15 protein-coding genes are annotated in these 20,397 nt (G+C 72.7%); 4 read left to right on the top strand and 11 right to left on the bottom strand.

From position 1 onward, the window contains the following. Positions 1-56: 56 nt before the first annotated feature. The 5 genes from O7634_RS14305 to eno form a co-directional block, all read right to left on the bottom strand. The gene (locus O7634_RS14305) at positions 57-998 is read right to left on the bottom strand and encodes a Ppx/GppA phosphatase family protein (protein WP_278153971.1); all 942 of its coding nucleotides are present in this window, start codon (positions 996-998) and stop codon (positions 57-59) included. A gap of 47 nt (positions 999-1,045) precedes the next feature. Then, complete coding sequence (locus O7634_RS14300) at positions 1,046-1,567, bottom strand: amino-acid N-acetyltransferase (RefSeq protein WP_278150615.1); 522 nt, start codon at positions 1,565-1,567, stop codon at positions 1,046-1,048. Continuing rightward, positions 1,564-2,121: a DUF501 domain-containing protein gene (locus O7634_RS14295; RefSeq protein WP_278150614.1), complete on the bottom strand. Its 558-nt coding sequence runs from the start codon at positions 2,119-2,121 to the stop codon at positions 1,564-1,566. The genes O7634_RS14300 and O7634_RS14295 overlap by 4 nt, the downstream gene beginning before the upstream one ends. A 28-nt stretch (positions 2,122-2,149) precedes the next feature. After that, positions 2,150-2,791 (bottom strand): septum formation initiator family protein, encoded by a 642-nt coding sequence (locus O7634_RS14290; RefSeq protein ID WP_278153970.1) that lies wholly within the window; start codon positions 2,789-2,791, stop codon positions 2,150-2,152. Between the two features lie 78 nt (positions 2,792-2,869). Further along, positions 2,870-4,153 carry a phosphopyruvate hydratase gene (gene eno, locus O7634_RS14285; RefSeq protein ID WP_278150613.1) on the bottom strand — a complete coding sequence of 428 codons (1,284 nt, stop codon included), beginning with the start codon at positions 4,151-4,153 and terminating at the stop codon, positions 2,870-2,872. Positions 4,154-4,366: 213 nt separating this feature from the next. On the opposite strand from eno, the gene O7634_RS14280 reads away from it, so the two are divergent. Further along, the gene (locus O7634_RS14280; protein ID WP_278150612.1) at positions 4,367-5,059 is read left to right on the top strand and encodes a hypothetical protein; all 693 of its coding nucleotides are present in this window, start codon (positions 4,367-4,369) and stop codon (positions 5,057-5,059) included. A gap of 83 nt (positions 5,060-5,142) precedes the next feature. Here the strand turns inward: O7634_RS14280 and O7634_RS14275 are convergent, their stop codons facing one another. From O7634_RS14275 to mfd, 4 genes are all read right to left on the bottom strand, one after another. Continuing rightward, complete coding sequence (locus O7634_RS14275; RefSeq protein ID WP_278150611.1) at positions 5,143-6,762, bottom strand: DUF885 domain-containing protein; 1,620 nt, start codon at positions 6,760-6,762, stop codon at positions 5,143-5,145. A gap of 146 nt (positions 6,763-6,908) precedes the next feature. Beyond that, on the bottom strand, positions 6,909-7,919 hold the full coding sequence (locus O7634_RS14270) for a nucleoside triphosphate pyrophosphohydrolase (RefSeq protein WP_278150610.1): 1,011 nt from the start codon (positions 7,917-7,919) through the stop codon (positions 6,909-6,911). After that, a complete protein-coding gene (locus O7634_RS14265; protein ID WP_278150609.1) occupies positions 7,920-8,738 on the bottom strand; it encodes a hypothetical protein in 819 nt (272 codons plus the stop codon). It lies immediately after the preceding gene. Positions 8,739-8,833: 95 nt separating this feature from the next. After that, on the bottom strand, positions 8,834-12,469 hold the full coding sequence (gene mfd / locus O7634_RS14260; protein ID WP_278150608.1) for a transcription-repair coupling factor: 3,636 nt from the start codon (positions 12,467-12,469) through the stop codon (positions 8,834-8,836). A gap of 705 nt (positions 12,470-13,174) precedes the next feature. Here mfd and O7634_RS14255 point away from each other — a divergent pair. Together O7634_RS14255 and O7634_RS14250 are read left to right on the top strand one after the other, a co-directional pair. Beyond that, positions 13,175-14,185, top strand: a complete 1,011-nt coding sequence (locus O7634_RS14255) for a cyclase family protein (RefSeq protein ID WP_278150607.1) — start codon at positions 13,175-13,177, stop codon at positions 14,183-14,185. Between the two features lie 135 nt (positions 14,186-14,320). Continuing rightward, on the top strand, positions 14,321-15,235 hold the full coding sequence (locus O7634_RS14250) for an AraC family transcriptional regulator (RefSeq protein WP_278150606.1): 915 nt from the start codon (positions 14,321-14,323) through the stop codon (positions 15,233-15,235). A gap of 234 nt (positions 15,236-15,469) precedes the next feature. Here the strand turns inward: O7634_RS14250 and O7634_RS14245 are convergent, their stop codons facing one another. Further along, positions 15,470-16,510, bottom strand: a complete 1,041-nt coding sequence (locus tag O7634_RS14245; RefSeq protein ID WP_278150605.1) for a S66 peptidase family protein — start codon at positions 16,508-16,510, stop codon at positions 15,470-15,472. A gap of 194 nt (positions 16,511-16,704) precedes the next feature. Between O7634_RS14245 and ppc the strand changes: the two genes are divergently transcribed. Beyond that, positions 16,705-19,491, top strand: a complete 2,787-nt coding sequence (gene ppc / locus O7634_RS14240; RefSeq protein ID WP_278150604.1) for a phosphoenolpyruvate carboxylase — start codon at positions 16,705-16,707, stop codon at positions 19,489-19,491. Between the two features lie 64 nt (positions 19,492-19,555). Here ppc and O7634_RS14235 read toward each other — a convergent pair whose 3' ends face one another. Further along, positions 19,556-20,344, bottom strand: a complete 789-nt coding sequence (locus tag O7634_RS14235; RefSeq protein ID WP_278150603.1) for a hypothetical protein — start codon at positions 20,342-20,344, stop codon at positions 19,556-19,558. Between the last annotated feature and the right edge of the window lie 53 nt (positions 20,345-20,397).

Raw genomic sequence — 20,397 nt, 5'->3', positions numbered from 1 at the left:
AGCAGGCGCGCGAGCAGAGAGCACGGCGCGCGCGAGCACCGGGCACGGCGCGTCAGTCACCGCGTGCCGGGCTGGAGGCTCCAGGCGATGCCGTCGAGGATGTCGTGCTCCGAGGCGACCACCGACGGCATTCCGGCCCGTTCCATGATGACCCGAAGCACCAGCGCTCCCGCGCCGATCACGTCGGCCCGCCCGGGGTGCATCACCGGGTTCGCCAACCGCTGCTCACGGGTCTGCCCCAGCAGCTCCCCGGTCACCCGGGCGACCTCCTCGTACGACGTCCGGGCGTGGTGGATGCGCTCCGGGGCGTACTCCCGCAGGCCCTGAGCGAGAGCGACCACCGTGGTGACCGACCCGGCGAGGCCGACCAGCGTGGCGGCCTCGCGGCCGGGCACCGTGGCGAGCGCCCGGTCCACCACCGCCGCGATGTCGGCCTCCGCCGCCGCGACCTGCTCGGGCGTCGGCGGATCGCCGGGCAGGTGCCGCTCGGTCATCCGGACGCAGCCGATGTCCACCGAGACCGCCGCGCGCACCCCGCCGGCCCGGTCACCGACCACGAACTCGGTGGAGCCGCCGCCGATGTCGACGACCAGGAACGGCTCCTTCGCGTCGGTGGGCAGCCCGCGCACCGCGCCGGTGAACGACAGCCGGGCCTCCTCGTCACCGCTGACCACCTCGGGTTCGACCCCGAGGGTGGCCCGCACCATCTCGGTGAAGTCGGCGGCGTTGGCGGCGTCCCGGGAGGCCGAGGTGGCGCACATCCGCACGCGCTGCGCGCCCAGCTTCTCGATGTCGGCGGCGTACGACGCCAGCGCCACCCGGGTGCGCTCGATCGCCTCCGGCGCCAGCCGGCCGGTGCGGTCCACGCCCTGCCCGAGCCGCACGATCTCCATCCGGCGGGTCAGGTCGGTCAGCGGCGCCTGCGCCCCCTCCGACGCCTCGGGCAGGTCGGCGACCAGCAGTCGGATCGAGTTGGTCCCGCAGTCGATGGCCGCCACACGCGTCGTCACCCCGCCACCCTACGGCAGCCGTCGACCGCCCCAGCTCAGAGGCGCAGCAACATCCTGGTGTTGCCCAACGTGTTCGGCTTGACCCGATCCAGGTCCAGGAACTGGGCGACACCCTCGTCGTACGAGCGCAGCAGCTGCTCGTAGACCGCTCGTGGCACCGGAGCGCCGTCGATCTCGCGGAAGCCGAACGAGGCGAAGAACCGGGTCTCGAAGGTCAGCACGAAGATCCGGGCCACGTCCAACTCCCGGGCCGCTTCGATCAGCTCGCCGACCAGCCGGTGACCGATCCGCTGGCCCCGGCAGGTCGGGTCCACCGCGACCGTACGGATCTCCGCCAGGTCCTCCCACATGACGTGCAGCGCGCCGCAGCCGACCACCGCGTCGTCCTCGGCCCGGACCGCCACCCGGAACTCCTGCACGTCCTCGTACAGCGTGACGGTGGCCTTGCTGAGCAGCCGCCGGTCATCGGTGTACATGTCGACGAGCCGCCGGATGCCACGCACGTCCCCGGTACGGGCCCGCCGTACCGTGATCTGGTCCTTGGCCTGCGCTGTCATTCGGCGGCGGGCACGTCCACGCACGGGCCGGCCGACCACCAGGGCTCGACCAGCTCCAGCGTCTCGTCACCGAACGGGTTCACCCCGGGGCCGGCGCCGAGCGCGTGCCCCAGGTGCACGTGCAGGCACTTCACCCGGCCCGGCATGCCACCGGCGGAGATGCCGGCGATCTCCGGGACCTCGCCGATCGCTTCCCGGCGGGCGAGGTAGTCCTCGTGCGCCGCCCGGTAGTGGGCGGCCAGCTCGGGGTCGGTGGCGAGCCGGTCCGCCATCTCCTTCATCAACCCCGCCGACTCCAACCGGCTGCACGCCGCCGTGGCGCGGGGGCAGGTCAGGTAGTAGAGCGTCGGAAACGGCGTGCCGTCGGAGAGGCGTGGGGTGGTCTCCACCACGTCCGGCAGGCCGCACGGGCACCGGTGGGCGACCGCCCGGGTGCCCCGGGGGGTACGGCCGAGCTGCGCGGCCACCGCGGCCAGGTCGGCCTCTGTGGCCGGCTCCCGACGGGTCGGGGTGATGGAATCCGCCGCCGGCTCCGACGGGGGTACGACGGTCACTGTCTCTCCAGGTGCGCTGGTCGGTGGATCACTTGCCCGGCTGCTGGCTGTCCGCCGCCCGCACGCTCGACCAGAGCGTGTCATACCAGGTCGTCGGCCCGGACGGGGTGGCCTGCGCGCCCGACTTGCCGGCATCCCGGGCCGCGCCCTCGGGGTCGTGCAGCACCACCATCATCTTCTCGCCCGGCCGGCCCATGAAGAACCGCTCCCGTGCCTTGGTCTCGATGAACGCGTCGTCCTGCCACTTCGCCGCCTCGGCGGCCAGTTCGGCGATCTCCCGCTCCTGCGCCGCCTGCGCGGCCTCCATCCGCTCGATGTCGGCCTGCTGGTCCAGGTAGACCCGCACCGGATAGGTGTACGCGAGGGCGAGCGCGATCAGCACCGCGAACAGCACCGTCGCCCGGCCGGTGACGCGCCGGGGATGGGGCGCGACGAGCCGCTTGACGCCGCCGCCGGCGGTGGCACGCCGAGCGGCGGCCGGACGATTCGCGGAGCGCACACCCTCGGCGCCCCGGGCGGCGCCCGGCGCCCGGCCAGCGGTGCCGCGTGGCTCGGCGCGTACGCCGGACTCCCGGACCGATCCCCGGGCGGCGCGGGCGCCGCCCGGCCGACCGGCCTGACCCGGCCGGCGGGCGGGACGCTGACCACCCGGTGTGCGGCGCTGCTGCATCGTCACACCCCTCCCCCGAGGTTTCCTGCGTTACGGAGATCGCCGGGAGGCCCCGCGACGGGGCCTCCCGGCAGCGTCTCAGGCCGAACGGTAGCGCGGGAACGCGCCGGCGCCCGCGTAGCGCGCCGCGTCGGCCAGCTCCTCCTCGATCCGGAGCAACTGGTTGTACTTGGCGACACGGTCCGAGCGGGCCGGGGCGCCGGTCTTGATCTGGCCGCAGCCGGTGGCCACGGCCAGGTCGGCGATGGTGGTGTCCTCGGTCTCGCCCGAGCGGTGGCTCATCATGCACCTGAAACCGGCCCGGTGGGCCAGGTCCACCGCGTCCAGGGTCTCGGTCAGCGAACCGATCTGGTTGACCTTGACCAGGACCGCGTTCGCCGCCTTCTCCGCGATGCCCCGGGCGATGCGCTGCGGGTTGGTCACGAACAGGTCGTCACCGACGATCTGCACCCGATCGCCGATCGAGGCGGTCAGCGTCTGCCAGCCGCTCCAGTCGTCCTCGGCCAGCGGGTCCTCGATCGACACGATCGGGTACTCGTCGGCCAGCTTCGTGTAGTAGGTGCTCATCTCCTCGGCGGACTTCCCGGCGCCCTCGAAGGTGTAGGTGCCGTTCTCGAAGAACTCGGTGGCCGCCACGTCGAGCGCGAACACGATGTCGGTGCCGAGCCGGTAGCCGGCCTTCTCGACCGCCTCGGCGATCAGGTCCAGGGCCGCCGCGTTGGTCGGCAGGTTGGGCGCGAAGCCACCCTCGTCGCCGAGCCCGGTCGACAGGCCCTTCTTCTTCAGCACCGACTTGAGCGCGTGGTAGACCTCCGCGCCGGAGCGCAGCGCCTCGCGGAAGGTGGGCGCGCCGATCGGGGCGATCATGAATTCCTGGATGTCGACGTTCGAGTCGGCGTGCGCGCCACCGTTGAGGATGTTCATCATCGGCACCGGCAGGAGGTGCGCGTTCGGACCGCCCAGGTAGCGGAAGAGGCTCAGCTCGGCGCTGCCGGCGGCGGCCTTCGCCACCGCGAGGGAGACCCCGAGGATGGCGTTCGCGCCCAGCTCCGACTTGCTGTCCGTGCCGTCGATGTCGAGCATCTTCTGGTCGATCAGCCGCTGCTCGCTGGCCTCGTACCCGATGAGCTGGTCGACGATCTTGTCCTCGACGTTGGAGACCGCCTTCTCGACGCCCTTGCCCAGGTAGCGGTCGTCGTCACCGTCGCGCAGTTCGATCGCCTCGAAGGCGCCGGTGGAGGCGCCGGAGGGCACGGCGGCGCGGGCCACCGTGCCGTCGTCCAGGCCGACCTCGACCTCGACCGTCGGGTTGCCCCGCGAGTCGAGAATCTCCCGGGCGACGATTCCCTCGATGGTTGCCACTGAGTCGCTCCTCGTTGTTGTGATCCGGTCCGTGGGTGGGCCGCGACGGTGCGGCTGAGGCGGGTGTTGAACGCAGCGTATCGGGCGGCGAGAACGGCCACGGCGTCGCCCGCGCACCCGAGTCACCCCGCACTGACGGACATTCCCGGATTTCCGGGCGTCAACCGGCAACGGGTTTGCGCTGCGCGGACCAGATCCACCAGGCTGGTCGCCATGCCCGCCGCCTCGACCACCCTCCGCATGCTCGCCGTGTCGGTCATCGCGTCGCTCACGGTCACCGGCTGTCAGACATTCGAGGACGCCGGAGTCGCCATGGGTCGCTCGGAACTCGTCAACGACCTCGCCACCCGCCTCGACCGGGCCCTGGAGTCGACCTACTCGGCCGACTACCAGCTCCCCGGCGGACAGCGCGCCGCGATCGTGCAGGCGCAGGACCCGGCCCGTTCCGCGTACACCTACCCGGGCGGCCGGCTCACCGTCACCCCGGACGCCGTCACCCGGTGCACGACGTCCGGCGCCCGCCCGCGGTGCACGCTGACCACGCCGCCCACGCCGACCGGCAAGCCCACCGTCACGCTCTTCCGCGAGGCCAACCAGCAGGGTCTCGTCACACCGCCGGTGGTGGTCGGGATGCTCACCGCCGCCGCGCTCGACCCGCAGGCGGTCATCAGACAGAGCGACACCACAGTCGCCGGGCACCACGCCTCCTGCGTCGAGGTGCAGAGCGGCTCGGGCGACTTCACCGCCTGCGTGACCACCGAAGGTGTGCTCGGCAGCTTCACCGGGCCGGTCGACGGCAAGCCGGTGGAGCTGGCGTTGAGCGACTACTCGACAACTGTCGACGAGAAGGCGTTCGACCCGCCCGTCGACGCCGGCGTCGTCGACCGCCGCCCCGGCGGCTCCTGAGCCGTCCGCGCTGCTGCGGGCGTACCCCCGCTCGCGCCCGACGATCGACGCGACGGTGACCGCCGCGCGGCCCGGCGTCCTGCTCAGATGCCGAGCAGGGTGCGCAGGTGGCGCGGCGGCGGGCAGTCGTGCGCCAGCATCGCGTCGTGCCAGTCGCGGACCGACACCCCCTCCGGGCGGGCCGCGGCGATCTCGGCCACCTCGCTGTAGCCGACGAAATAGGTGGAGAGCTGGGTCGAGGTGAGCAGCGCCCGCCGCCACTTGCCGGCGGCCTCGCCCTCCTCCTGGAAGCCCCGCCCGACCATCAGCGCCATCGCCTCGGCCTCGGGCACGTCCTCGGCGTGCACGAGCTGGTCCAGCAGCGCGTTGATGGTCATCCGCAACTGCATCTTGAGCTGCTGCAACCGCACCGGCAGACCGCCGAAGCCGAGACCGGCCATCAGCTCCTCCGCGTAGACCGCCCAGCCCTCGATGAACGGGCCGGACTCGGCCAGGGCGCGGACCCGGGTGCCACCGGCGTAGCGGCGCGCGTGGGCGAGCTGGAGGAAGTGCCCCGGCATCGCCTCGTGCACGGTGAGGTTGCGGACCATGTGGTCGTTGTATTCCCGGTAGAACGACTCGACCCGCTGCGCCGGCCAACCCGACGGGGTGGGCGCGATGCAGTAGAACGTGGGCACGTCGGCCGTCTCCAGCGGGCCGGGCGAGTCGCAGTAGGCCACCGCGACGCCCCTGGCGAACTCCGGCATCTCCTGGATCACGCACCGGTCGTCGACGAGGCTGACCAGGTCGTGCGCGCGGACGAAGTCGGTCGCCTCGTCCAGTGTCACCCCGGCCAGCTCGACGATGGTGGCGTCGTCCGGGTGCTCGGCGGCGAGCAGGTCCAGTGCCCGGCGGACCGCCGCGTCGTCGGCCGGACCACCCACCAGCTCGACGGCCGCCGCGCGGATCTCCTCGGTGACCCGGTCCAGGTTGGCCCAGGCACGCCGCTGGATCTCGGCGGCGCCAAGCTCGGTGTCGAGGGTGTGCCAGAGCCGGGCCTCCCAGCGGCGTCGGCCCAGTCGCGGGTCCCGGCCGGGGCCGGCGTCGGCGGCCAGCCCGGCCCGCAGCCACGCGACGAACTCGTCCAGCGCGGCGATCGCGGCGGTGGCCGCCGGCTCGACCCGGTCGAGCTGACCCGGCGCCTCGGCGAGCAGCCCCGGCAGCTCGTCCCGGATCAGCGCGGCCGTGCCGGTGAACTGCCCGACCGCCGTCTCCGCGTGGATCCGCGGCATGTCCCGCAACGTCGCGCGCGCGGTGGCGAGGGCATCCGGTACGGCGGCGAGCCGGCCGGCGAGTTGGGTCAGCCGCACCTCCACCGGCGCGTACGGGCGGGCCAGCAGCGGGTGCAGCAGCGGACCGGGGTTGTGCCGCAGCGGATCCCACTCGTGCGCGCGAATCTCGGTCAGCTCGAACAGCTCCCGGTCGACGAACGAGGTGAGCAACGCGTGGTCCACCTGCTCGTCGACGTCAAGGGAGTCGGGGTCCAACTCGGACAGCGCGTTGGTCGCGTCCAGGAGCATCGCCCGATCGGCGGCCAGCGCATCGGCGGACAGGTCCGGCAACCGGTCGTCGAACCGGTGATCGCCCGCCGCCGTGCTCATCCCCGGCCGCGACTCCAGCAGAGCCTCGACAACCCGCTCGGCCAACACCCCAAACGCTTCCACCAACCCACCCTACCGATCACCGAACCCCCACCCCCGCCCCGCGCCGCTACCCCCACCCACCCGCGCCGTTGCCCCCCACCCACCCGCGCCGTTGATCATGAAGTTATCGCCCTCCACGTCGGCGTGTCGGGACCATAACTTCATGATCAACGCGGGTCTGTGGGTGCGGAGGGGTCTGGGGGTGGGGGTTCGGCGGCGCGGATCGCGTTGGCGTGGGTCAGGGTTGTTCGGCGCAGGGCCGCCTCGGGATTCAGGCCGGCGTCGCGGGCTTCGGCGACCATCGCCAGGAGGGTGGCGCCCAGCTGGGCTTCCGCGTCCGGTTGGGTGTCGGCCGGCGGGAGTGCGACAGTCAGACCGGCGCGGGCGGCGCGGTCCAGGATCTGCGTGGCCAGGGCCAGCGCCGGCTGGCTGAACGCCACCCCGTCCAGCACGGAGCGCCGGGCCTTCTCCGCGCGCTTGATCCGCTCCCAGTTCTCGGTGATCTCCTCGATCGTGCCCGCCTCCGCGCCGGCGAAGACATGCGGGTTACGCCTGATCATCTTGTCGACCAGGCCGCCCGCCACGTCGTCGATGGTCCACCGTTCGTCCTCGGGCAACTCCTCGGCGAGCCGGGCGTGCAGCACCACCTGCAACAGCACGTCACCCAACTCTTCGCGCAACGAGTCGGTGTCGTCGGCGACCATCGCGTCGTACGCCTCGTAGCTCTCCTCCAGCAGGTAACCCGCGAGGCTGCGGTGCGTCTGCGCCCGCTTCCACGGGTCACCACCCGGCGAGGCCAGCCGGTCCAGCACGGCCACCGCGTCGAGCAGCCGCGCGCCCGGCGGGTCCCACGAGCCGTACATCAGCTCCAGCTCGGCCAACCCCGGCTGCCGCGCCAGCCGCAGACCCAACTCCCGGGCCAGCGCCTCGTCACCCGCCGGCCCGGCCAGCCACACCACGGTGCCGTGCGCCGCCACCGCGTCCAGCAACGGCTGCGTCGCCGGGCCGTCCACGACGGTAACCTCGACGCCCGCCTGACGCACGGCCGTGACCAACTCGCCCTCCGCGGCGGTCAGGACCGGGTGCCGGCGTACGACGTCCCAGGCCGCCGAGGTCAGCAGGCCGGCGGGGAGCCGGGGCGAGGTGACCAGCAGGACGATCCGTGCCGTCGTGCTCACTCAGCTGGCCGTGCCCGGGTCCGGGGCCTCGGCGCTCGGGGCCTCGCTCGACGGCAGCGGCTCCGGGGTGGAGACGTCGGTGACCGTGCTGGTCCGGTCCAGGTAGGGCAGGTTGTACAGACCGAGGCCCTGGTTCGGCACCTGGAACAGGGCCGGAATCTCCAGCGACGAGTAGCGCGGGTTGACGGTGACGTCCTCCCGCTCGACCTCCTCCTTGAAGGCCGTGCTGAGCGCCACCACCGCCGTCGCCTGCTGGGCGATCTCCGGTGCCGCGAACTGCGCGCGCTGTTGCTCGACGGACCACCCGGGCGAGGCGATGTCGGCCTCCACCAGGGCGTCGTAGAGCTTGGAGCGCTCGCTGTCGGTCAACTCGGCGGTCGGCAGACCCGTCTGCAGGGCGACGAAGTGGTTGTACCACTCAGCGGCGAGTTTCGCGTACTCGGAGCCCGGGACCTTGAGGCTCTGCCCCAACTGGTCGGCCTTGATCTGGTCCTGCACCGGGATGTTCTTCTCCGCGACGATCCGCTTGGCGAGGTCGAGACCGACGAGCAGATTGAGCATGTCCTGCCGGGTCGCCTTGATCCGCAGCAACTCGGGCGAGGGCGACGCGGACGGGCCATTCTCCTGCCTGAACGCCGCTCGGGCGTTCTCCTCGTACGTGGCCTGCGCCTCGGCGAAGAGCGTGTCGACCCGGTCCACCGAGTAGGTGGTGTCACCGACGTACGCGGCGACGCTCGGTGCGGACCTGCCGCACGCAGCGAGGGAGAGGACACCCAGGGCCGCGACGCTGGCGGCGACGATCACACGGCGAGCACGCATACCCGTCACTCTCTCATGCCCTGTTCCGCGCTGTGACGGCCCCCACCTCACCCGCCTCAGCCCGCCGGCTGAACCCGCCGCCTCAGCCCGCCGCCTCAGCCCGCCGCCGCGGCGAGCGGGGCGGGGGCACCGAGCACATCGGAGAGCAACTGCGCGCACCACTGAAGCAGCGCCTGGTCGCGCAGCGGCTCGCCGCCGATCCGGCGGGTGGTCGGCCGGGGCACGCTCACCTGGTCGGTGGCCTGCTTGTAGACGGCGTCCGGGTGGTAGCGCTTGAGCCGCAACTGCTTCGAGTCCGGTAGCGGGAGCGGACCGAACCGCACGTGCTTGCCCTGCATGGACACGTCGGTGAGGCCGTACCGGCGGGCCAGCAGGCGGAACCGGGCCACCTCCACCAGGTTCTGCACCGGGGCGGGCGGCTCGCCGTACCGGTCGGTCATCTCGGCGACGACCTCGCGCAGCCGGTCCTCGTCGCGGGCCTCGGCGAGCTTGCGGTACATCTCCAGGCGCAGCCGCTCCACGCCCACGTAGTCGTGCGGCAGGTACGCGTCGACCGGCAGGTCGATCTTGACGTCGGTCTCCTCCTCCGGACGCTCACCCTTGAACGCGGAGACCGCCTCGCCGACCATCCGGACGTAGAGGTCGAACCCGACACCCTCGATGTGCCCGGACTGCTCACCACCGAGCAGGTTGCCGGCACCCCGGATCTCCAGGTCCTTCATGGCCACGTACATGCCGGCGCCCAGCTCGGTGTGCTGGGCGATGGTCGCCAACCGTTCGTGGGCGTGCTCGGTGAGCGGCTTCTCCGGCGGGTAGAGGAAGTACGCGTACGCCCGCTCCCGGCCCCGGCCGACCCGACCACGGATCTGGTGCAGCTGGGCCAGGCCGAGCAGGTCGGCCCGCTCCACGATCAGGGTGTTGGCGTTCGGGATGTCGATGCCCGACTCCACGATCGTGGTGCAGACCAGGACGTCGAACTCCTTCTCCCAGAAGCCGACCATGACCTTCTCCAGCGCCTCCTCGCTCATCTGGCCGTGCGCCACCGCGACCCGCGCCTCGGGCACCAGCTCCCGCAGCCGGCGCGCCGCCCGGTCGATCGACTCCACCCGGTTGTGCAGGTAGAAGACCTGCCCGTCGCGGAGCAGCTCCCGGTGGATGGACGCGGCCACCTGCCGGTCGTCCTGCGCGCCGACGAAGGTGAGCACCGGGTGCCGCTCCTCCGGCGGGGTGGCGATGGTGGACATCTCCCGGATGCCGGTGATCGCCATCTCCAGGGTGCGCGGGATCGGGGTGGCCGACATGCTCAGCACGTCGACGGACGCCCGCAGGGTCTTCAGGTGCTCCTTGTGCTCGACACCGAAGCGCTGCTCCTCGTCGACGATCACCAGGCCCAGTTGCTTGAAGCGGGTCGCCGTCTGCAACAGCCGGTGCGTGCCGATCACGATGTCGACGGTGCCGTCGGCGACCATCTCCAGCGTCCGCTCGGTCTCCTTCGGAGTCTGGAACCGGGAGAGCTGCCGGATCTGCACCGGGAACTGGCTCATCCGCTCGGCGAACGTGTTGTAGTGCTGCTGCACCAGCAGCGTGGTCGGCACCAGCACCGCCACCTGCTTGCCGTCCTGCACCGCCTTGAAGGCCGCCCGGACCGCGATCTCGGTCTTGCCGTAACCGACGTCGCCACAGATCAGCCGGTCCATCGGGACGGTCTGCTCCATGTCCCGCTTGACCTCTTCGATGGCGGCGAGCTGGTCCGGGGTCTCCTGCCAGGGGAAGGCGTCCTCCAGCTCGCGCTGCCACGGCGTGTCCGGGCCGAACGAGTGCCCCTTCGACGCCTTCCGGGCCGCGTAGAGCTGGATCAGCTGCGCGGCGATCTCCCGTACCGCCTTGCGGGCCCGTGCCTTCGACTTCTGCCAGTCCGAGCCGCCCATCTTGTGCAGGGCCGGCTGCTCCCCGCCCACGTACCGGGAGAGCTGGTCGAGCTGGTCGGTGGGGACGAACAGCCGGTCGCCGGGCTGCCCCCGCTTGCTGGGCGCGTACTCGATGACCAGGTACTCCCGGCTGGCGCCGTTGACGGTGCGCTGCACCAGCTCGACGTACCGGCCGATGCCGTGCTGCTCGTGCACCACGTGGTCGCCGGCCTTCAGCTCCAGCGGGTCGATGGTGTTGCGCCGCCGACTCGGCATCTTGCGCATGTCCCGCGTCGAGGTGCCCCGACCGCCGGTCACGTCGTTGCCGGTGAGCAGCACGAAACGGGACGCCTCGTCGACGAACCCGCTGCTCAACGCCCCACAGGTGACCACCAGCTCGCCGGGGGCGGGGGCGGCGGTGACCTCCTCGGTCAACCGGGCGCCCAGCCCGGCGTCGCGTAGCACCTCCACCGCCCGCTGGGCGGGACCGTGCCCCTCGAAGACCAGGGCAACCGACCAGCCCTCGCCGGCCCAGCGCTTGAGGTCGTCGACCACCCGCGAGGTCTCGCCGTGGTAGAGCGGCGCCGGCTGCGCGGCCAGGGTCACCGCGATGGCGTCGTCCGGGGTGACGGCGGTCTCCTCCGGCGCGTCCTCCCAGGGCTGCCGCGTCTCGGCAGTCCCCGCGTCGGCCTCCACCAGGCCGAACGGGGACAGCGTCCACCAGGGCTGACCGAGCTTGCCGGCCGCCGCGCGTACCTCACCGAGGGTGCGGAAGGCGGCGGCGCCGACGTCCACCGGGGCCTGGCCGCCGACCGCGGCGGCGGCCCAGCTGGCCTGCAAGAACTCCTCGGAGGTACGCACCAGGTCGTGCGCCCGGGTGCGGATGCGCTCCGGGTCGCAGAGCAGCACGTGGGTGCCGGACGGCATGGCGTCCAGCAGTAGCTCCAGCGAGTCGGGGCCGACCAGCACCGGAGCGAGGGACTCCATCCCCTCCACCGGGATGCCCTCGGCCAGCTTGTCCAGGATCTCGGCCAACTCAAGGTGCTGCTCGGCCAGCGCGGCGGCCCGCTCGCGCACCGACGGGGTGAGCAGCAACTCCCGGCAGGGCGGCGCCCACAGCAGCGGCACCTGCTCGATGGTCCGCTGGTCGGCCACGGCGAAGGTGCGGATCTCCTCCACCTCGTCGCCCCAGAACTCCACCCGGGAGGGGTGCTCGTCGGTGGGCGGGAAGACGTCCAGGATGCCGCCGCGCACCGCGAACTCGCCGCGCTTGGTGACCAGGTCGACCCGGGCGTACGCCATGTCGGTCAGCCGGCGGGCCACCTCCTCCAGGTCCGCCTCCTCACCCGCGGCGAGCTGCACCGGCTCCAGGTCGCCGAGCCCCTTGAGCTGCGGCTGGAGCAGGGAACGGACCGGGGCTACGACCACCCGCAGGGGCCCGGTCGCGCCCCGCGCGTCGGTCGCGTCCGGATGGGCGAGGCGACGCAGCACCGCCAGCCGCCGGCCCACGGTGTCGGAGCGGGGGGACAAACGCTCGTGCGGCAGCGTCTCCCAGGAGGGGAAGACCACCACCTGCTCGGCCGGCAGCAACGCACCGAGGGCGGCGGCCAGGTCGTCGGCCTCCCGACTGGTGGCGGTCACCGCCAGCACCGGCCGCCCGGCTCCCTCCCGGTCAGCGGCGACCGCCGCGACGGCGAACGGACGCAGGGCCGCCGGAGCGGTGATGTCGAGGCCGTCGACCTGGGCGGCACCGGAGCGCGCCAGGTCACGCGCCCGGGCCAGCCCGGGGTCGGCCAGGGCGGCGGTGAACAGACCGGTGAGCATGTGAGATCACTTCCAGGGGAGTCGACGCACACGACGGCGGCCCCTCGTCCAGCAGGACGGGGGGTGCAGGCCACCAGCCTATCTCCGTCGACCGACAGACACCCCCTTCCGCCCAGGTCCGCGCGCCCCGCGCCCCGCGCCCCGCGCCCCGCGCCCCGCGCCCCGCGCCCCGCGCCCCGCGCCCCGCGCCCCGCGCCCCGCGCCCCGCGCCCCGCGCCCCGCGCCCCGCGCCCCGCGCCGAAGATCGTCCTCGAACCACGATGTAGTGGCCTCACCGACACGCTGAGACCACTACATCCATGATTTTGCGCGATCTCGGCGCCCGGCCCGGGGCGGACGTGGCAACTCGCCGGCCTGATTTCCCCGGACAGCCCATCCAACCGCAAGATCCACTCGACTTTTAGGAGGGCGGGGTATTCGTGGCGCGTGGAGACCGCGCCTTTCAGGAAATCGAGTGGATCTTGCGGCGCACGGGCCGAGCCCGCAATCGACGACCCGAGCCCACGCACGTCCGAGCCCGCCCGGCCCACGCCCCACAGCGTCCACGCCGACGAGCCGGCCGGGAATCCGCTCCGCCTCTGCCGATCTTGACCCGGCTGACACGGTCAGGCCGGCCTCATCATCAGGCCACGCGCATCATCAGGCCACTCGCGGATCTTGACCGGGCGGCGGTGACATGGTCGGGTTTCGGGATGGGTGAGCGGGATGAGTGAGCAGTGGCGGGCGCATTTTGACGCGGAGGTCAGCTTCGCCAACGGCGGCGGGCTCCGTACCGAGGGGTTCCGGCTGGACATTCCGGGCCGGAGCATCAGCGACGAGGACCTGGCGGCGTTGTTCGTCAGGCATCTCGGGTTGCTGATGGTCGCCGAGGTGCGGATCAGCGCGAAGACGATCATCGAGGAGCCGCACAAGGGCGGCCGGGGCGTCGCCGTGGACAGCTCCCGGCCCACGCGCCGGCTGGTCGAGCTGAGCCATGTGATCAGTGACGGGATGAGCACGCTGCCCGGCTGGCCGGGACCCCGGATCACCGACTGGTTGACCTTCGCCGCGTCCCGGGAGCGGTACGCGGCGGGCACCGAGTTCCACGTGGCCCGGATCGACATGATCGCGAACACCGGCACGTACGTGGACACCCCCGCCCACCGCTGGGCCGGCGGCGACGACCTGTCCGGGTTCCCCCTGGACCAGCTCGCCGACCTGCCCGGGGTGGTCGTCCGGGTGCCGGCCGGAACCCGGGCGGTGGACCGGCTGCTGCTGGCTCCGTACGAGGTGGCGGGACGCGCGGTGCTGCTGCACACCGGATGGGACGCGCACTTCGGCACCGAGCGGTACGGGGCGCCGGAGGCCCCGTACCTGACCGGGGAGGCCGCGCAGGCGCTCGTCGACGCGGGCGCGGCCCTGGTCGGCATCGACTCGGTCAACATCGACGACATGAGCCCGGCGGCCGGAGGCGTCCGACCGGCGCACAGCACGTTGCTCGCCGCCGGCATCCCGATCGTGGAGCACCTGACCGGCCTGGACGCCCTGCCGCCGGACGGGTTCCGGTTCACTGCGGCTCCGCCCATGGTGGCCGGCATGGGCACCTTCCCGGTCCGTGCCTTCGCGGTCGTCACCGACGGAACCGGAAGCGCCGCCGCCGGGAACGCCGGAACCGAGAGCGCCGGAACCGGAAGCGGCGGAACCGGAAGCGGCGGAACCGGAAGCGCCGCCGCCTGACCCACCCGCACCGACGCCGTCCGCCGGGCGCACGCCGTCCATCCGGCGCACACCGTCCATCCGGCGCACACCGCCCGCCCGGCACACACCGCCCGCCCGGCGAAGCCGCCGTCCAGTCTCATCCGAGGGGGAACGATGCCCGCCGAGGGAGTCGGCAGTGACCCGCGTCGGCGTACCACGCCTGCCCGGTGGCGGGTGTTGGGGCACCCGGAGGGGATGCTCGTCTACCAGGTGCGGTGCATCGTGGCGGACCACGGCTGGACGGAGCCCGCCGTGGTGGACCGGCACACGGTGATGCTGGGCCGTTCCGGGGCGTACCGGCGTCGGCTCAACGGTCGCGTCGAGCTGTCCGACGCCACCTCCGTGCTGCTCACCCGCCCCGGTGACGAACTCGCCGTGGCCCATCCGTTCGGCTGCGGTGACTCGTACACCTGCCTGGAGATCGACCCGACGGTGCTGGCGGCCCGGCCGGACGCGGCGAGGTGGGCGGACCGGGGTGGGTGGTCCGGGACGTCGGACGCCGCGCTGGACCTGGCGCACCGGCTGCTGGTGGCCGAGTTCCGGCGCGGGCTGGACGGGTTCGAGATGGCCGAGCGGTTGCACCGGTTCCTGACCCTCCTGCTGCGGCACAGCCCGATCGGCGGCGAGGACAGCGGGATCGACAGGGCGGTCCGGCGACGACCGGCGACGCTCGCCGCGCACCGGAGATTGGCCGACGGTGCTCGGGAGGTGCTGGTCAACTCCGGCTTCACACTCGGCCTGGACGAGGTCGCCCGGGAGGTCGGCAGCTCTCCGCACCATCTCAGCCGGGTCTTCCAGCGGATGACCGGCAGCAGCCTGACCAGCTACCGGAACCGGCTGCGGGTACGGGCGGTGCTGGACACCCTCGCCGAGCCCGACGGCCGGCCGCTCGGGGCGCTCGCCACCGAGTACGGCTTCGCCGACCAGGCTCACCTGACCCGGGTGGTCCGCGAGCAGGTGGGCCACCCGCCGGCCCGACTGCGCCGGTTGCTCACCTCCGCCGGCGCGCCTCCCTCCGGGGCGGGCTGACGCGACGGCGGTGCGGGCGTCGTGGAGGAGGTCCGGTCAACGGACCTGCGGTGCCCTCCTCCACGACGTCGCACTGTCGCGCCGGTTGTCCGGCGGGGCGTCGGGCCTCCCCGAAAAGGTCCGCGTGCCCCGCCCCGGCGGCCGTCGCGCACGGCGCCGGGCCGATCGCCACCATCGTCGGGCCGCCGGACGCCCCGCGTCTTGAAGAAAATTGCTCAGAACCGCGACCGCGGGTCAGTAGCGCACGGCGATCCGGCGCTCGACGGCGTCCACGGTCATCTCGCCGCCGTACGGGATGATCAGTTGCGGGTCGGTGTGGCCGAGATCGACGTCGAAGACGAGCACCGCGTCGGGCTGGTACGACGCCACCGCCCGCAGGATCGCCTCCCGCTGCGCCTCGGCCCAAACCCGCCGTTCCGGCACCGACAGCGGCTTGTCGAAGTCCCACGCCTTGGGTCGGCCGACCACGATGGCCTCGGAGGCGGCGAGCAGACCCCGCTCCCCCATGTTCCGGACGATCCGGAACACCTCCCTGGCGTCGGGCATCTCGTTCGAGGTTTCCATGATCAGCACGGACCCGGTCAGCTCGGCGACGGTCGGGACCCGGTCGGTGGCCATCAGCCAGTGCAGGATCTCCAGGCAGCCGCCCCAGGTGGGTCCCCGGACCGCCCGTCGCGGGCCGTGCCAGCGCCAGCCCTCACCGGGAAGCATCTCCGGCTCGTCCGCCAACGTGTCCGGTTCGGTCCACGGGTTGGGCCGGTCGCCCCACTGGCGGGCGGGCGTCAACTCGTGCCAGTCGCTGGTGAAGAGGGCCGCACGCAGGGACGCGAAGGTCAGCGGGTGCGGCGAGCCCGGCCGGCCGAGGTGCACCAGCACCGAGCCACCGTGGTACCCGACGACGCCCAGTCGGTACAGGTGGTTGAGCACGTTCGTGTTGTCGGAGTAGCCGAAGTACGGCTTGGGGTTGGCCCGCAGCACGTCGTCGTCGAGGTGCGGGGTGACAGTGATCAGGTCGTCCCCGCCGACGGTGGCGAGGACAGCCCTGATGTCCGGGTCGGCGAAGGCGGCGGTCAGGTCGCGGGCCCTGTCCCGCGGGCTCGCCCCGGCCGCCCGGGTGGTCGGGTACTCCACCGGCTCCAGGCCGAACTCCTCGCGCAACCGGCGCAGCCCCAACTCGTACACGTGGGGGAAGAGGGCGGGCAGGCCGGCGGAGGGCGACACGACGGCGACCCGGTCGCCCGGCCGCGGCTTCGGTGGATAGATCAACGCGCCCATGGGCAGAGGCTAACCCCGCCGCCAAGCGGTTTCCCGGTCCTGTCGTGGCGCGCTGCGGTGGTTGAGATCACGCCCGAAAACACCCCTCCGGAGGCAGATGATCACCAGGGGGCCCTCCAGACATCCGGTCCGCGCGGATACCATCCACTAAGTCGGACAGCGCTGTCCTTCGTATCCACGCAAGGGAGCGCACCGTGACCGACCAGCACGACCACGACGGCCCGGACGCCGCACTGCGCGCCGACATCCGCCGACTCGGCACCCTGCTCGGCCAGACCCTGGCCCGCCAGGAGGGTCGCCCACTGCTCGACCTCGTCGAGGAGATCCGCGCCCAGGTTCGCAGCGACGTCCCGGCCGCCGCCCAGCGCCTGGGCGGGCTCGACGTGACCACCGGCACCAAGCTGGCCCGGGCCTTCTCCACCTACTTCCACCTGGCCAACATCACCGAGCAGGTGCACCGCGCGCGGGATCTGCGCCGTCGCCGTGCGGCGCAGGGCGGCTGGCTGGACCAGGCCGCCAAGATGATCGCCGAGCGCGGCGTGCCGGCCGAGGAGATCGCCAACGCCGCCCGCCGGCTGGCGGTACGGCCGGTCTTCACCGCGCACCCGACCGAGGCGGCGCGCCGCTCGATCCTGTCCAAGCTGCGCGCGATCGCCGACGAGTTGGACACCGAGACCGCCAACGCGATCCTCTACGGCGCCAGCGACGAGGGCCCGGCCAACCGCCGGCTGGCCGAGTTGCTGGACCTGATGTGGCAGACCGACGAGCTGCGGCTGGACCGGCCGGACCCGACCGACGAGGCCCGCAACGCGATCTACTACCTGCGTGACCTGTACGCCGAGGCGGCCCCGCAGGTGCTCGACGACCTCGCCGACACGCTGCGTACGCTCGGCGTGGAGACGTCGCCGACGGCCCGCCCACTGAGCTTCGGCACCTGGATCGGTGGCGACCGCGACGGCAACCCGTTCGTCACCCCGGCGGTGACCCGCGAGGTGCTGACCATCCAGCACGAGCACGGCATCACCGCCACCGAGCAGGCGATGGACCAGCTGATCGACGAGGTTTCGGTCTCCCGCCGGCTGCGCGGGGTGTCGCTGGACCTCTCCGCCAGCCTCGCCGCCGACCTGGACGCGCTGCCGGAGGTGGCGCCGCGGTTCCGCCGCGTCAACGCGGAGGAGCCGTACCGGCTCAAGGCCCGCTGCGTGAAGGCGAAGCTCGCCAACACCCGGCAGCGGTTGCGCCAGGGCACCGCGCACGTGCCGGGCCGGGACTACCAGGGCTCCGCCGAGCTGATCGCCGACCTGGACCTGCTGCGCGCGTCGCTGGCCCGCAACTCCGGGCAGCTCACCGCCGTGGGCCGGCTGGCCTCCACCATCCGTACGGTGAGCGCGTTCGGCCTGCACCTGGCCACCATGGACGTGCGGGAGCACGCCGAGGCGCACCACGCGGTGCTCGCCCAGCTCTTCGAGGCCGTGGGCGAGGTGTCCGACTACTCGGCGCTGACCCGACTGGAACGCACCAAGCTGCTCGCCGACGAGCTGGCCGGCCGTCGCCCGCTGTCCACCATGGACACCGCGCTCACCGAGTCCGCCCGCAAGACGTTCGACGTGTTCGGGACGATCCGGGAGGCACAGGACCGGTTCGGCGCCGAGGTGATCGAGTCGTACATCATCTCGATGACCCTGGGCGTCGACGACGTGCTGGCCGCCGTGGTGCTGGCCCGCGAGGCGGGCCTTGTGGACGTGCACAGCGGGCGCGCCCGGATCGGGTTCGTGCCGCTGCTGGAGACCCCGGCCGAGCTGAACGCCGGTGGCGAACTCCTCGACGAGCTGCTGTCGCTGCCCGCGTACCGGGCGTTGGTGACCGCTCGGGGCGACGTGCAGGAGGTCATGCTCGGCTACTCCGACTCGAACAAGGAGGCTGGGATCACCACCAGCCAGTGGTCGATCCACCGGGCCCAGCGCGCGCTGCGCGACGTGGCCGCCCGGCACGGGGTCCACCTGCGGCTGTTCCACGGCCGGGGCGGCACCGTCGGGCGCGGTGGCGGGCCCACGCACGAGGCGATCCTGGCCCAGCCGTACGGCACGCTGGACGGCGCGATCAAGGTGACCGAGCAGGGCGAGGTGATCTCCGACAAGTACACGCTGCCCTCGCTGGCCCGGGAGAACCTGGAGTTGACCCTCGCCGCGGTGCTCCAGGCGACCCTGCTGCACACCGCGCCCCGGCAACCGGCCGAGATGCTGGAACGCTGGGACGCGACGATGGACGTGGTCTCCGAGTCGGCGTTCCGGTCCTACCGGTCTCTCGTGGAGGACCCGGACCTGCCGGCGTACTTCTGGGCGTCCACCCCCACCGAGCTGCTGGGCGCGCTGAACATCGGCTCCCGGCCGGCGAAGCGCCCGAACACCGGTGCGGGGCTGTCCGGGCTGCGCGCCATCCCGTGGGTGTTCGGCTGGACGCAGACCCGGCAGATCGTGCCCGGGTGGTTCGGTGTCGGCTCCGGGCTGGCCGCCGCCCGCGAGGCCGGGCTGGCGGACGTGCTGGCCGAGATGCACCGCAACTGGCACTTCTTCCGGACGTTCCTGTCGAACGTCGAGATGATGCTGACCAAGACCGACCTGAGCATCGCCCGCCGGTACGTCGAGACGCTGGTGCCGAAGAAGCTGCACCCGATCTTCGAGCAGATCGAGCGGGAGTACGAGTTGACCAAGCGGGAGGTGCTGGCGATCACCGCCGCCCCCGCCCTGCTGGACAACTCGCCGGTGCTCCAGCGCACGCTCGCCGTCCGCGACACCTACCTGGAGCCGCTGCACCACCTCCAGGTGGCGCTGCTGCGGCAGTACCGGGAGTCCGGCGCCGCCGGGCGGGCTGTCGCCACCGCACCGGGCGGCCGACGGGCTCCGAACGATGGCACCGCCCTGGAGCGCGCGCTGCTCACCACCGTGAACGGCATCGCCGCCGGTATGCGCAACACGGGCTGACGTGGCCAGGACGGCAACAGGCCCCGGTCACCAGGACCGGGGCCTGTTGCCTGTGCGGCGACCGTCAGAAGTCGCCACCGCCGAAGTCCCCACCGCCGAAGTCGCCGCTGGAGTAGTCGCCGCCACCGAAGTCGCCGGCCTGATCGCCGCCGAAGCCCTGGTCGCCGCCACCCTGGTCGCCGCCACCCTGGTCGAAGCCGTCACCGAAGCCCTCCTGGTAGCCGGCGTCGTAGCCGTACCCGGGGTCGGCGAAGGCGGGCGAGAACAGCGCGTCGGCGATCAGGATGCCGCCGAGCACACCGGCGCCGGTGCCCAGCGCCGTCTTCCACCACGGCGTCGAATACCAGCCGGCCGGCACCGGGCGGCCCTGGTAACGCCCACCGGGGTAGTAGTAGGGCGTGTCCCGGCCGGGCTGCGGCCCGGCGCGGAAGGTCTGCCCCTGCACGTCGACCTCGCGCTCCCTGGTGAGCTGCCCGACACCACGGGCGGCGGCCAGCGTCGGCAGCTCGGGCCCCGGGTCGATGCCGAGCGCCGTCCGGGCCGCCCGGATGTAGGCCAACCCCTCCAGCGCGGTCTCCCGAGCCAGTGCGAACTGGTGCGGCGTGGACGCCTGCTCCAGTTGGGAACCCGCGGCGTTGTAGCGCTCACCGGCGTCGGCCAACGCCTGGCGTACGGCTGGCTCGTCGCCGTGCAGGTTGATCAACTGGCCGCCGAGGCGCTCGTACCACCGTTGCGCCTCGGCGCGGGCGTCGCCCAGCGCGGCCCGACGACGGGCGGTGGCCCGCGTGCTGGCGAGCACCCCGGCGCCCACCACGGCGATGACGATGACCGCGAGGCAGAGCACAGCTTCCATGTCATCGAACGTACCCCCGGCTGTCCCGTCGTATCCGTCTGGCAAGCTCCGGT

The sequence above is a fragment of the Micromonospora sp. WMMD1120 genome (assembly GCF_029626235.1).
Classification (GTDB): domain Bacteria; phylum Actinomycetota; class Actinomycetes; order Mycobacteriales; family Micromonosporaceae; genus Micromonospora.
The sequence above is the reverse complement of the archived record's forward strand: the minus strand, read 5'-3'. Positions and strand labels throughout refer to the sequence as shown.